General features: G+C 67.5%; 10 protein-coding genes. 4 read left to right on the top strand and 6 right to left on the bottom strand.

The genetic code is table 11. The features are described 5' to 3' along the window. Nucleotides 1-70 precede the first annotated feature (70 nt). Both L8H00_RS03170 and L8H00_RS03165 read left to right on the top strand, forming a co-directional pair. Nucleotides 71-481 carry a DUF2147 domain-containing protein gene (locus L8H00_RS03170; RefSeq protein ID WP_242095931.1) on the top strand — a complete coding sequence of 137 codons (411 nt, stop codon included), beginning with the start codon at nt 71-73 and terminating at the stop codon, nt 479-481. 47 nt (nt 482-528) lie between these two features. Beyond that, nucleotides 529-1,827: an outer membrane protein transport protein gene (locus L8H00_RS03165; protein WP_242095757.1), complete on the top strand. Its 1,299-nt coding sequence runs from the start codon at nt 529-531 to the stop codon at nt 1,825-1,827. Nucleotides 1,828-1,873: 46 nt separating this feature from the next. Here L8H00_RS03165 and L8H00_RS03160 read toward each other — a convergent pair whose 3' ends face one another. After that, nucleotides 1,874-2,443 (bottom strand): DUF1993 domain-containing protein, encoded by a 570-nt coding sequence (locus L8H00_RS03160; RefSeq protein WP_242095756.1) that lies wholly within the window; start codon nt 2,441-2,443, stop codon nt 1,874-1,876. Between the two features lie 172 nt (nt 2,444-2,615). Between L8H00_RS03160 and L8H00_RS03155 the strand changes: the two genes are divergently transcribed. Beyond that, nucleotides 2,616-3,623 carry an NAD(P)-dependent alcohol dehydrogenase gene (locus L8H00_RS03155; protein WP_242095755.1) on the top strand — a complete coding sequence of 336 codons (1,008 nt, stop codon included), beginning with the start codon at nt 2,616-2,618 and terminating at the stop codon, nt 3,621-3,623. A 22-nt stretch (nt 3,624-3,645) separates the two neighbouring features. Beyond that, nucleotides 3,646-4,581 (top strand): hypothetical protein, encoded by a 936-nt coding sequence (locus L8H00_RS03150; protein ID WP_242095754.1) that lies wholly within the window; start codon nt 3,646-3,648, stop codon nt 4,579-4,581. Between the two features lie 375 nt (nt 4,582-4,956). On the opposite strand, the gene L8H00_RS03145 is transcribed toward L8H00_RS03150, so the two are convergent. The 5 genes from L8H00_RS03145 to L8H00_RS03125 form a co-directional block, all read right to left on the bottom strand. Further along, nucleotides 4,957-6,324 carry a HAMP domain-containing sensor histidine kinase gene (locus tag L8H00_RS03145; protein ID WP_242095753.1) on the bottom strand — a complete coding sequence of 456 codons (1,368 nt, stop codon included), beginning with the start codon at nt 6,322-6,324 and terminating at the stop codon, nt 4,957-4,959. After that, entirely contained in the window at nt 6,311-6,988 is a 678-nt protein-coding gene (locus L8H00_RS03140) for a response regulator transcription factor (RefSeq protein WP_277924263.1), read from the bottom strand. The genes L8H00_RS03145 and L8H00_RS03140 overlap by 14 nt, the downstream gene beginning before the upstream one ends. A 64-nt stretch (nt 6,989-7,052) precedes the next feature. Next, nucleotides 7,053-10,211: a CusA/CzcA family heavy metal efflux RND transporter gene (locus L8H00_RS03135; RefSeq protein WP_242095752.1), complete on the bottom strand. Its 3,159-nt coding sequence runs from the start codon at nt 10,209-10,211 to the stop codon at nt 7,053-7,055. Further along, the gene (locus L8H00_RS03130; RefSeq protein WP_242095751.1) at nt 10,208-11,476 is read right to left on the bottom strand and encodes a TolC family protein; all 1,269 of its coding nucleotides are present in this window, start codon (nt 11,474-11,476) and stop codon (nt 10,208-10,210) included. Before L8H00_RS03130 ends, L8H00_RS03135 begins: the two co-directional genes overlap by 4 nt. 328 nt (nt 11,477-11,804) lie before the next feature. Beyond that, nucleotides 11,805-12,539 carry a Crp/Fnr family transcriptional regulator gene (locus L8H00_RS03125; protein WP_242095750.1) on the bottom strand — a complete coding sequence of 245 codons (735 nt, stop codon included), beginning with the start codon at nt 12,537-12,539 and terminating at the stop codon, nt 11,805-11,807. Nucleotides 12,540-12,551: the final 12 nt, after the last annotated feature.

Below are 12,551 nucleotides of genomic sequence, written 5' to 3'. Positions count from 1 at the left end.
TCGCGACCGTACAGATACGGCGCTTCACCATCCCGCCCGGTTTGGGTGGGGGAAGAAGGAGAGGATGATGATCGGATCCGTCATGATGGGCCTGATGCTGGCCGCCGCGCCACCCGCCGGTGCCGATACCGCGATCGGCCATTGGAAGACCGAGACTCACAACGCGATCGTCGAGATCACGCATTGCGGCCCGTCGATCTGTGGCCGCATCGTCACGTCCGATCTGCTGCGGACCCAGCCTGACCTGCGCGATGCCAAGAATGCGAACGCCGCGCTGCGCAACCGCCCGATCAAGGGCCTGCAATTCCTCAGCGGCTTCACGCGCGACGGCGACGCCTGGAGCGGCGGATCGATCTACAACGCCGATGACGGCAAGACCTACGGCGCCAAGGTGACGCCGCTCGGCGCCGACCAGTTGAAGGTGCGCGGCTGCGTCTTCGTGCCCTTCTGCAAGACCCAGACCTGGACGCGCGTGCGCTGATTCGTCGCCGTTTCCCCTTTCACCTATCCCGCAAACAGGATCGCCCCATGTCCCCCACCAAGCTCGTTCTGCTCGGCGCCACTGCCGCCTCCGCCTTCGCCATGTCGGGCGCGGCACATGCGCAGGCCTTCTACCTCCAGGAACAGTCCGCCCGCGCCGCCGGCCGCGCCTTTTCGGGCGAAGTGGCCGACACCGGCGCCTCGTCGCTGTGGTGGAACCCCGCCGCTATCGCCGGGCAGACCGATGCCGAAGTGGCGCTCAGCGCCGCGGCGATCCTGCCGCACGGCGACGTGGTCGACCGCGGCACGCTGATCCGCCGTCCGGGCCAGAGCTTCGCGCCCATCGGCGGCGACACGATTTCGCGCAACCCGATCAGCAACGGCGTGCTGCCTTCGGGCGCGATCGCTTTCCCGCTCGGCGACCGGGTCGCGATAGGGCTCGCGATCACGTCGCCGTTCAGCTTCACCACGGACTACAAGGCGTCAAGCTGGGCGCGCTACACCGCCGATCGCACCAAGCTGCTCACCTTCGACATCCAGCCTTCGATCGGCATCGCGCCCACCGACTGGCTGCGGATCGGCGGCGGCGTGAATGTCGAGCATAGCTATGCCAGCCTCAGCAATGCGCTGCCCAACGTGCTCGCCTCGCTACCCGATGGCGAGCAGCAATTGGAAGGCGCGGGCTGGGACGTGGGCTGGACGGCCGGCGCGCAGATGCACAACGACGTCGTTACGATCGGCTTCAGCTACAAATCCTCCATCCGCCACACGCTGAAGGGCGATCTGACCATTTCCGGTCTGGTCGGCCCGCTCGCCGCGTCGAACGCCAGCCTGTCCGGTATTGAAGCGCGCTTCAGCACGCCCGCGCAGGTGATCCTCGGCGGCCGGCTGCGCGCCACCAACCGGCTGACGCTCAACGCCCAATATATCCATTACACCTGGGACAAGTTCGACACGATCGCGCTCGGTGCGCCGATCAACCAGGCGATCCCGGAAAATTATCGCAACAGCTGGAGCATGGCCGGCGGGTTCGATTATGCCGTGACGCCGCGCCTGACCTGGCGTGCGGGCGTGCAGCGCGCGATCACGCCGACGCAGGACGGCCTGCGCGACGCCCGCGTGCCCGACGCCAACCGCTGGAACTACGGCACCGGTGCTTCCTATCAGTTGACGCGCCGCTTCACCGTCGATGCGGCCGCCAATTATGTCGATTTCTCGAATGCGTCGATCGACCGCGTGACGGCGGCCTATCCCGGAACCGCCGCCCAGACGCCGATCCTCACCAACGGCGAACTGCAGAACGCGCATGCCGTCGTCCTGTCGCTCGGCGGCCGCATGACGTTCTGATGCCCGCGCGGCCACGTCTCGCCCGGCGAGCGTGGCCGCGACAGGTTTATTGCGCTGGGGCCGATCCCGGCCGCAGATGGGCGAACATATGCGCGGCATAGTCCGCCTTGCCCAGTTCCACGCCTTGCGCACGCAGGATCGCATAGGCGGCCATGACGTGGAAATAGAATTGCGGCAGCGCCCAATCGCGTGAGTATTGCTCGGCCGTCAGGTCGAAGATCAGGCCTTGCGGCAAGGCGAGCTCGACCGCCGCCGCGGGATCGTTCCATCGGCCGTGATCGATCGACGCCACCTTCACCTCGGCGAGCGTCTCCGCGATCCGTGATTGCGCCTCGGCGATCGTTCCCGGCCGCTCGGCCGCATTCCGCCCCTCGTCGCGCAGCACCGCCGCCGTGTCGGGCAGAGGTTCGCCGCGCAGCCGGAACACGCCCTCGAGCGCCTGCACGCACGCGAAGCGGATCTGGGTGGAGAGCGGAAACATGTCGGGCGCCAGACGCGCGACGAGCAGCGCTTCGGCTTCGCCGCCGGGCCGTTGCGCTTCGGCCTTGCCGAGCCAGGCGGACAGCGCCCCCAACATCTGCGCATAGGTGGGGACCAGAACGTCGGACAGGTTCACGATGGTTTCTCCTCGGGTGCGCGACGGTATAGGGCGCGACGCCCGTCGAGGCGATATGTCCGCCCCATCGTCGAAGCCCGTTTCTTCCCGCGACCGTCGTTCGGCTATCCGCGCGCGGCTGCGACGATCAGGTCCTTTCGCGCGTTTGGCCACCGTATCGAGGGAGCCTGGCATGAAGACAATGGCGTTGCGCACACCGATCGGCCTGGATCGGCTGCTGGCGGAGGACCGCGCCGATCCGGGAAGCCCCGGCGCGGGCGAGATCAGGGTGGCGTTGCATGGCAGTTCGCTCAACTTCCACGATCTCGGCGTGGCGACCGGGAAGATGGGCGCCGCTGACGGGCGCATCCCGCTCGCCGACGGCGCGGGGATCGTCGAGGCGGTCGGCGCGGGGGTGACGGAGTTCGCGTGCGGCGACCTGGTGGTGTCGTGCTTCTTCCCCGATTGGCAGGACGGCAAGCCGACCATCGGGGATTTCGCCCGCACGCCCGGCGACGGCATCGACGGCTTCGCGCAGGAATTCGTCGTGCGGCCGGCGACCGCGTTCACGCATGCACCCAAGGGCTATGATGCCGTGGAGGCGGCGACGATCACGACGGCGGGCCTGACGGCGTGGCGCGCGCTGATCGTCGATGGCCGGCTGAAGGCGGGCGACACGGTGCTGCTGCTGGGAACCGGCGGTGTGTCGATATGGGCGCTGCAGATCGCCAAGCTGATGGGCGCGACCGTGGCGATCACCTCCTCATCGGACGAAAAGCTGGAACGCGCCCGCGTTCTGGGCGCCGATCATGTGCTCAACTACCGCACGCAACCGGACTGGGGCGCCGCGGTGTACGACTGGACGGGCGGCCGCGGCGTCGGCCATGTCGTCGAGGTCGGCGGCCCGGGCACGCTCGCGCAGTCGATTGCGGCGGTGCGCGTGGGTGGTCACATCTCGCTGATAGGTGTGCTGACGGGCGCGAGCGGCGAGGTGCCGACCGCCGCCCTGATGGGGAAACAGGCCCGTCTGCAGGGCCTCATCGTCGGCAGCCGGCGCGAGCAGCAGGATTTCGTGCGCGCGCTCGACGGTGCTACGATCCGGCCCGTGGTCGACCGCCGCTTCCCGCTGGAACGCCTCGCCGATGCGTTCCGCTACGAGATGAGCGCGGCGCATTTCGGCAAGATCGGCATTGAATGGTGAGCGGCGGGTAGAGGAGGGGCCTGTGATCAAGCGGATCGTGTTCGCGGCGATCATGGTGGCGTCTCCGCCGGCATCGGCCCAGCGCGCCGAGCTGCCGGTTCGGCTGGTCGCGCTTCCGAACGGCGATCGGCGGTTCGCGACCACGCTGACGATCGACGGTCGATCGGTGGAGGTCGGCATCGACACCGGGTCGACGGGTCTGCGCGTGCTCCCGCGGGGGCTGGGTGGCAGGACCGATACGCCGGCAGGCCCGAAGGTCACCTATCGCTATGATGTGGGAACCGCGATCGAGGGGGAGGCGGTCGTCGTGCCCGTCGCCGCCGGGCCGATCGCTGGCCCCGTTAAGCTGATGCGGATCGCCGCCATCGGTTGCACGCCCGCTCACCCCGACTGTCCGGCAGCTCGCGCGGTCCTGTCCACCTATGGCATCCAGAGCGACGGTATTGCCGGCCAGGGCTTCGCCGCGATCTTGGGCATCCGGCTGAAACACGACGAGATCGACAATCCCTTCGCGCAACTCGGCATCCGGCGCTGGATCGTCGAGCTGCCGCGTTCGGCGACCGAGCAGGGGCGCATCGTGCTGAACCCGACCGACGCCGAGATCGCAGGCTATGCGCGGATCGCGGTCGACCGTGACGGCACGACGCCCGGCTGCCTGGTGGGCCCGCAAAGGATTTGCGGACGCGCCTTTTTCGACAGCGGAGCGGCCGGCCTGCGCGTGCTGCGCGACGCGCCGTTCCGCCCATGGGCGAACGGCACGCCGGCCACGATCAGCGTGGGATCGGGTGCCGCGACACGGAGCATTGCGGTGACGATCGGCCGCCGCGACCAGGCAAGCGGCCTTTTCTATGCTCGGCGAGACGGGGACACGCGCCTGTCGCTCGGCTTCGCGCCCTATTTTCGATGGTCTGTCCTCTACGACACGGACGAGCGGGAGATCGGGGTGAAGCCGCGTTAGGCAAGCGCGCAGCACGGGCCTGGAGTACATCCCCAACACGTGCGCGGCAGGCTTTAGTGAAAGAAATGGTGGCCGCACTTGGGCTCGAATCAAGGAACCGCCGATTAACAGGTCCCGTTCTGTTCTTCCCAAACGAGCCGCTTTCCTGCGCTTGCATCAGCGACCTTCCCAAGGGCCGGCCAGACGATGTTAAGCGAGAGTTTCGACAGAGAGGAATGGGCGGAACGTCAGCGCCGTTGTCACGCGCTGAAGGTCTCGGCATGGCCATCGGCCTGCCTGGCGGCCGAGACGAAGGACGCCAGATCGCGGGAGCGCCCATCAAAGCACCGCCCTCGGCGGCTCGGCTGTTCGGGGCCCAGGTTTTTCCAGGCGCGGTCATTCAGATTTCGTTTGGAACGGCTCGGACGAACAAATGATCGAGACGGCGCTGCCGTGATCGGCGAAAGCGAGCCCGAACCCGTGCAGATCGGCGATCGCCTTGACGAGGCTGAGGCCGAGGCCCGCGCCTGCGCGATCGTGGCGTGCGCGGTAGTAGCGCTGGGTTACGAGCGGACGTTCGGCCAGAGGTACGCCTTCGCCCTGATCGGCAACCGTGATGATGGGCGCGGGTCCGATGCATCGCAGCAGCAGCTTGACCTCTCCCGCGGGCGGACCGAATTTCAACGCGTTGTCGAGCAGGTTGGAGACCGCCTCGATCAGCAGATCCGCGTCTCCTTCGACCATGGGGGCGCCCTCGATTTCACATCTCAGGTCGATGCCGCGGTCCTCGGCGCTCGGCCGGTGCAGGTCGCAGGCGTCCTCGACTAGACGCGCGAGGTCGACGGCGCCGAAGCGACTGCGGCGGGCGTCGTCGCCCAGCTCCCGGATGCGCAGCAGCGCCGCCACCACGGAGAGCAGCGCGTCGACCTCGGCCAGCGCATTGTCGGCCACCTCCCGAAACGAGGCGAGCTCATCGGCGTCTCGCAGGCCACGTTCGAGCCGCGCGCGCAGTCTGGTCAGCGGCGTCCGCAGCTGGTGGGCGATGTCGTCGCCGATGCCGCGGACCTCCGCGATCAGCAGCTGCAGTCGGTCGAGCATGAGATTGATCTGCTCGCACAGGAGGCCGAAGCTATCGGGGCGCCGGCCGACCGGCAGGCGCTGGTCGAGATCCCCGACGATGATCTTGCTTGCGAGCTGCCGCACCGCATCGACCTGCCGCGCCGCGCGCGTGCCGGCGAGCAGGCCGAACGCCATCGCGAGGAGCAGCCCGGGTATGAGCGCGATGGCGAGGGCGCGCTCGACGATCTGGTTGGCGTGCTCGGCGTCGTCGAGATCGACGCCGGTCAAAAGACGTTCGCCATCGCCCATGGGGCATAGGACGAGCCGTGCGACGTCGATCCGTTTGCCCGGCAGCCGGGTCGGGACCACCGTCATCACCGCCGAGCCGTGGATCGGCGCCCCGTCCGGCAGCTTCGCGACGTTTCCGTCCACGAGGTGGCCTTCGCGATCGAACAGCGCGAGAAAGCGCTGACGGTGGATGTCGCGACCCAGCGCCTCCTCCACTTCTTCGATGCGGTGCGCGGCTGGCATGCCGGCCAGCGAGCGGCAGTCGGCGCGAAAATCTGCCTCGGCGTCGCGGACATGGGAGTCGAGTGCCAGCCACCAGAAAAGTCCGGCGAGAAGAACCGACTGGACGATGAGAAGCGCAGCGATTGCACCGCCCCAACGCCATGTCGAGCGCGCGATCGGATCAGACCGGAACATCGAAGACATAGCCCTGGCCGCGCACGTTTCGCAGGAGCGGCGCTTCACCCTCCGCGTCGACCTTGCGTCGCAGCCGACCCATATGGACGTCGACGACATTGCTGTTGGGCTCGAAGGTGTAACCCCAGACGTCGCGCAGCAGCATCGAGCGCGTGACGACCTGCCCCGGCCGGCGCGCCATGTAATCGAGCAGTTTCAGCTCGCGTGGAAGCAGATCGAGCGGTCGCTCGGTGCGGGTGGCGGTGCCCTCAAGCAAGTCGAGGATGAGCGGTCCGACGATCAGTCGGGTGACACGGGCATCGTCCGGGCGGCGAAGCAGCGCCTGCACGCGCGCCACGAGTTCGACGAGCGCGAATGGCTTCGGAAGATAGTCGTCTCCACCCGCACGCAGGCCGCGGACGCGATCGTCGAGCGTGCCGAGCGCGCTCAGCACCAGCGCCGGCGTCCGCCGACCCTCGCCACGCAGCCTGGAAATCAGGTCGAGCCCCTCGCCATCGGGCAACTGGCGGTCGACGATCATCAGGTCGACCGTCTGGTCCTGCATGACCGCGGCGCCTCCGCCGAGAGACATATGGTGAGATGTGCGATGGCCTTCTCGCGCAAGCTCGAGCATGATCTCCTCAGCGGTTCCGGGGTCGTCCTCGATCAACAGGATGTGCGCCATCAGTGGTTTGCCCGCAACCGGCGAGAACGGCAGGCGAGGGGTGGTTCCTCTTCGGGCCGGACCATCACCGCGACGATTCCCTGCGCTCTTTCCGACGTTCGACCCATGCATAGAGGGACGGCAGCAGCATCAACGTCAGCAGGGTCGACGTGACGATGCCACCGATCACGACGGTTGCGAGCGGCCGTTGCACCTCCGCGCCGGGGCCGCTCGCTATCGCCATGGGAATGAAGCCGATGCTCGCCACGAGCGCGGTGGCCAGCACCGGACGAAGCCGATCGAGCGCGCCGTGATGAACCGCGTCATCGAGATCCTGGCCATCCTCGCGCAGCATGTTGAAGTGCGACAGCAGAACGAGGCCGTTCAGCATCGCGACGCCGAGCAGCGCGATGAAGCCGATCGCCGCCGTGATGCTGAACGGCATGCCGCGAAGAACCAGCGCGTAGACGCCGCCGGTGACGGCGAACGGGATACCGGTGAAGACGATGGCCGCCTGCCGCCAGCTGCCCAGGGCGAAGACCACCAGGACGAAGATGAACGCGAGCGCGGCGGGTACGACGAGCGCCAGGCGCGCGCGGGCGGTCTCCAGATTCTGGAACTGTCCCTGGAACTCGACGCGGTAACCCTCGGGCATCTTCACCTGCCTGGCCAGCTGCGCCTTGGCCTTGTTCACGAACCCCTCGACGTCGTTCTGGCCGAGGCTGACCATCAGCGAGGTTCGCCGGTCCGAATCGTCGCGCATGATGGGATCGACCGTCTTCTCGACCTTCAGCGACGCCACTCGGCCGAGCGGGATCAGCCCATCCGTGCCCACCCGGATCGGCAGCTGCAGAATGGCGGTGTCGCTGGCGCGCTCGGGCTCGGTCATCCGAACCACGACGTCATGACTATGCCCTTCGCTGAACAGCGATCCGACCGTCTGGCCCGCCAGCGCGGCGTTCACCGCGTCGTTCACCGCCTGCACCGACAGGTTGTATCGCACGAGCGCGGCCCGATCGAGAACGATGGACAGGGTGTCGACGCGGCCGTGCGTCTCGGGCTCGACGCTGTCGACGCCAGGCTGTTTGCTGAGGACGGCCGAGATCTGGTCGGTCAACTTGTCCAGCCTGTCATAATCCTGGCCGAAGATCTTGACCGCTACGTCGGACCGAGTCCCCTGCAGCATCTCGTTGAAGCGCGTCTCGATCGGCTGCGAGAATTCGAACGTCTGCCCCGGCACCTGCTTGTCCAGGACATCCTGAATGCCTTTTATCAAGGCCTGCTTGTCCTTCGGCTGGCCGTCGCCCTTGGGCCATTGATCCTTGGGCTTGTAGAAGATGTACAGGTCGTTCTGGTTCGGCGGCATCGGGTCGGTCGCGACCTCGCTCGTGCCGATGCGCGAGAAGGTCGTGGTGACCGCCGGAAAGCGCCGCATGATGACGCGTTCGCTCTTGAGTTCGGTGGCAAGCGAGTCTGCCAGGCTCATATTGACCGGCTTGTACACCATCGTCGCGATCGAGCCCTCGTCGAGCTTCGGCACGAACTCCGCGCCCAGGCCGGAGAACAGGAAGCCTGCTCCGAGCGCCAGCGCCAGGGCCACACCGGCGATCAGCAAGGTGTGCGCAAGAGCGAAGTCGAGCGCCGGGCGGTAGATGGCCGTCGCCCGGCGGATCACCCAGCTCTTGCTGTCGGGCTCGTCGATCTGTCCGGTCGGTCGCAGCACCCACGCCGTCAGCATCGGCACGAGCGTCAGTGCCATGAGCAGCGCGCCGACCAGCGCGAGCATCACCGTGATCGCCATCGGGTGGAACGTCTTGCCCTCCACCCCGGTGAGCGAGAGGATGGGGACGTAGACGAGCGTGATGATGACGACGCCGAACACCATCGGCCCCACGACCTCCTTCGATGCGTCGACGACGGCGCGGCGGCGTTCCTCGGCGTCGAGGTCTTCGCCCCTGTCCGCGCGGCGCAAAGCCATCAGCCGGAGCGAGTTCTCGACGATGACGATCGCGCCGTCGACGATCATCCCGAAATCCAGTGCGCCCAGGCTCATCAGATTGCCCGACACCCCCGCGATGCGCATGCCGCCGACGGCGAAGAGAAATGCGGTCGGGATGACGATGGCGACGAGCAGCGCGGCGCGCCAGCTGCCCAGAACGAAGAGCAGGACGAGGCACACCAGCAGCGCGCCGATGGAAAGATTGTCCCGAACGGTGCCGACGGTCGCGTCGACGAGCGTCGCCCGGCTGTAGGCGACGTTCAGGCGCATTCCCGGCGGCAGCGCCTGCCGGATCGCCGGTAGCGCGGCCGACACGCGGTTCGCGACATCGCGACTGTTCGCCCCCACCAGCATCATCACCGTGCCGAGCACGACCTGATGGCCGTTGGACGAAGCGGCCCCCATGCGGATGCGCGAACCCATGTCGACGGTCGCCAGATCGGCGACCGTCATCGGGCGTACGCCGTCGGCGAACTTGACCGGCAGCGCGGCGATCTGAGGCACGGTCGCGACATGGCCGGTGGTGCGAACCGTCAACCGGTCGGCCCCGCGCGAGATCATGCCGCCGCCAGTATCCTGCACGTTCTCGCCGACCCGCTTGGCCAGCTCGTCGAAGGTCATACCCGATGCCGCCAAACGGTCGGGACGCGGCTGGATCAGATACTGCGCCTCCAAACCGCCGTTGCTGTTGACCTCCGCGACGCCCGGGACCTTGCGGAGCGCGATCTTCACGCCGTATTCCTGGGTCTCGTAGAGCTCCTCCAGCGCCTCCTGCGGATCGGCGGGGCGGGATTTGGCTCCCGGCGCCCAGTCGAGCGTGTAGTAGAAGATCTCACCCAGGCCCGGCGAGATCGGCGTCATCGTCGGCTGCGCGCCGAACGACAGCGATCCCGCCAGCTGCTGCAGCCGCTCGGACACGAGCGCGCGTGCGCGCAGGTCGTCGGTGCCGTCCTTGAACTCGAGCGTCAGCTGCGACAGGCCGAACTTGGTCAGCGAGCGCATCTTGGTCATGCCCGGCACGCCCATCATGCCCCGCTCGAGCGGGATCGTGATCCGCTGTTCGATGACGTCGGGCGGCATGGCCGGCACCGGCGTGTTGACCTCGACCTGCACGCCCGTGATGTCGGGCACGGCCTCCATCGGCAGCGAGTAGAGCGCGTACCCCCCGGCGCAGAGCAGCAGCGCAAGCATCAGCAGCACGACCCCGCGCGCGCGGGTCGCCCAGTCGACGAGACCACCGATCATCGCGAACCGTGCCCGTCGAGGCTGCCCCCAGCCAGCGCGCGTAGACCGAGCAGCGCTTCCAGCGCCTCGCGTCTCGTATCGAGCACGGCGGTGAGGGCACTCAGATAGGACGATTGTATCTGGGTGTAGGTCGCGAGCGGGATGGCTCCCAGGCGGAAGTTGCGGTCGGCTTCCCGGGCCGCTTCGGCGAACCGCTGCGGCGTGTCTCCGCTCCACTGGCCGAGCACGATGCGCTTCGCTTCGTACTGTGCGGTTTGATCGTATGTCTCGCGTTCGATCCGGCGCTGCGCCTCGATGAGCGTCGCATCCGCTTGCGCCTGCCGGCCCTGCTCCTCCGCGACCTGCACCGCCTGCCGGTTCCAGACCGGCAGCGTCGTCGAGAGGCGCAAGCCATAGTTGGTCTGGCCATCGGCCCGGCTGCGGTCGTAATAGGGTCCGACCGACACGATCGGAATGCGCGCCTTGCGCGCGAGATCGACGCGCAGCCCTTGCTGCTCGAATTGGACGCGAAGCGCGCGCAGTTCGAAGTTGCCGGCCTCGACCCGCGTCGCGACCACGGTGGCCGGCGGGAGTGCGGGCAAGGCCATGTCGGGCCGGATGACGCGGATGCGGGCCGCGAAGGGCGCACCGCGAAGTTGGTTGAGTTCATACAGCGACGAGTTGGCTTGTGCGTCCGCGCTTGCCGCGTCGCGCTCGGCGGTGATCGCCTGCGCTTGCAGAGAGGCCGCCTCCAGCGTCGGCGCTGGACCGGCGAGATCGCGGCTGACGATCACCCTGGCGAGGTCGCGCATTCTCGCGGCGACCTCGCGTGCCGCTTGCGCCTTCTCGTCGGCGGCGAACAGCTGGTAGCCGAGAGACCGGGCACGCGCCGCCAGCGTGGCGTCGAACTGAGCGAGGCCGATGCGCGCGAGGTCGAGCTGTCGCTCGGCGATGGCGCGCCGAAGCGCGATCCGTCCCCCGAACTCGATCGGTTGGACCACCGACGCGGCGTAGGCCGGCGCGTCGCCCGTTCGCACGCCCGACACCGGATCGGTGATCTTCCGTTCACCGAATTCGACGACGACCTCGGGATCGGCCAGGCGGCCGGCGGCCGCGCGTGCGACACCGGCCGTGTCAATCTGCTTCTGGTAGAAGCGCCGTTCGGGATTGTTGGCCACCACGTCGGCCGCCAATGCGTCGAGCGATATCGCGGGACCGGTCTGGGCCTGCGCGGCGATTGGAACGAGCATCGCACCGATGGCCGTCCAAAGCAGAATGACACGCATGTAGTCGCCTCGATGGAGAAGGAGCCGTGCCTAGACCGATACTCTCTTCATCGTCGTCTAAATCCGCGTTCAGAAAGGGACAGGAGGTGAACTTTCCAGCGATAGCGACCATAGATTTCGGGGAAGAACCCGAAGACGGCGAGGTTGCGGCCGGCTTGAACCCCCGTCTAGGAGCCGCTCCGGTTGTAGACGTCCGCGAAGTGGAATTCAGTGGGTGCGACGCACGCCAGCTCGCGCAGTGCAGTCAGGCACTGCCGTACGCTGGAACCAATCTCCTCCACCTGGGCATCCGGGAACTCCACCGCCACGTAGGTTCGCCGGGCACCGGTTACGTACCTCGACGGCTCCGCGTCCACGGGCCCGAAGGTGTCAAGCCGACCATCGCACGGCAACGGTCCGCGTTCAGGATGATCGCCCGTCCGGCCTGCACCTCGATCAGGCCCTCGCGCCGGAGGGCGCCGAGTGTCCGATTGACGTGAACGCTAGTCAGGCCCAGCGCGTCCCCGATCATTTCCTGCGTCAGTGGCAGGTGCATCGTGTTGCCCGCGCTCAGTCCGGCTGTGCCGAGCCGCGCGTGAAGCTCCAGCAGCCAGTCGGCTAATCGGCCCAGCGCGTCTAGCCGGCCGAGGCGAACAATGTGCCTGCGCAGAGATTGCTCCTTGATCACTTCAACGGCCGAAAGCGCTTTGTTCAACCCCGTTCCTGGCGCGACGCTGGCGGCATGGAGCGAGCACCACGTTACCGCCGTGATCGCGCCTATGCTATCCGACGAGCACTGATCGGTGGGGTGGCTCGATATGATGTCGCCGGGCAGAAACAGCTCGGTGATCTGCCGTCGGCCATCGGACAGCAGGCAGGCACGCAAAGCCCATCCATCGAGGATGAGGACGGGGCCGGTCGCGGCGGCGAGGCTTGCCGTGAAATCGCGCTTCGCGGGTGCCGCTCGGGGAGCGTGCGCCGCAGCCTCCAGTGCCTTCAGATCCGTGGCGTCCAACGGCGCGAGGCTTGCGAGCTGCCGAAAAGCGGGAGGGAGTTGTTCCAGCAGGATCGCGGCAATTTCCATAACGGCTCAACG

This window comes from Sphingomonas sp. CROZ-RG-20F-R02-07, from assembly GCF_022662335.1.
Lineage (GTDB): Bacteria > Pseudomonadota > Alphaproteobacteria > Sphingomonadales > Sphingomonadaceae > Sphingomonas.
Note: the sequence above shows the minus strand (reverse complement) of the source record. Positions and strands in the feature narration are given on the sequence as shown.

What these genes read in the sequence shown, in the direction of transcription:
- L8H00_RS03165 (WP_242095757.1), top strand. Translation starts at nt 529, where the DNA reads ATGTCCCCCACCAAGCTCGTTCTGCTCGGCGCCACTGCCGCCTCCGCC.
- L8H00_RS03155 (WP_242095755.1), top strand. Translation starts at nt 2,616, where the DNA reads ATGAAGACAATGGCGTTGCGCACACCGATCGGCCTGGATCGGCTGCTG.
- L8H00_RS03145 (WP_242095753.1), bottom strand. Translation starts at nt 6,324, where the DNA reads ATGTTCCGGTCTGATCCGATCGCGCGCTCGACATGGCGTTGGGGCGGT.
- L8H00_RS03140 (WP_277924263.1), bottom strand. Translation starts at nt 6,988, where the DNA reads ATGGCGCACATCCTGTTGATCGAGGACGACCCCGGAACCGCTGAGGAG.
- L8H00_RS03135 (WP_242095752.1), bottom strand. Translation starts at nt 10,211, where the DNA reads ATGATCGGTGGTCTCGTCGACTGGGCGACCCGCGCGCGCGGGGTCGTG.
- L8H00_RS03130 (WP_242095751.1), bottom strand. Translation starts at nt 11,476, where the DNA reads ATGCGTGTCATTCTGCTTTGGACGGCCATCGGTGCGATGCTCGTTCCA.
- L8H00_RS03125 (WP_242095750.1), bottom strand. Translation starts at nt 12,539, where the DNA reads ATGGAAATTGCCGCGATCCTGCTGGAACAACTCCCTCCCGCTTTTCGG.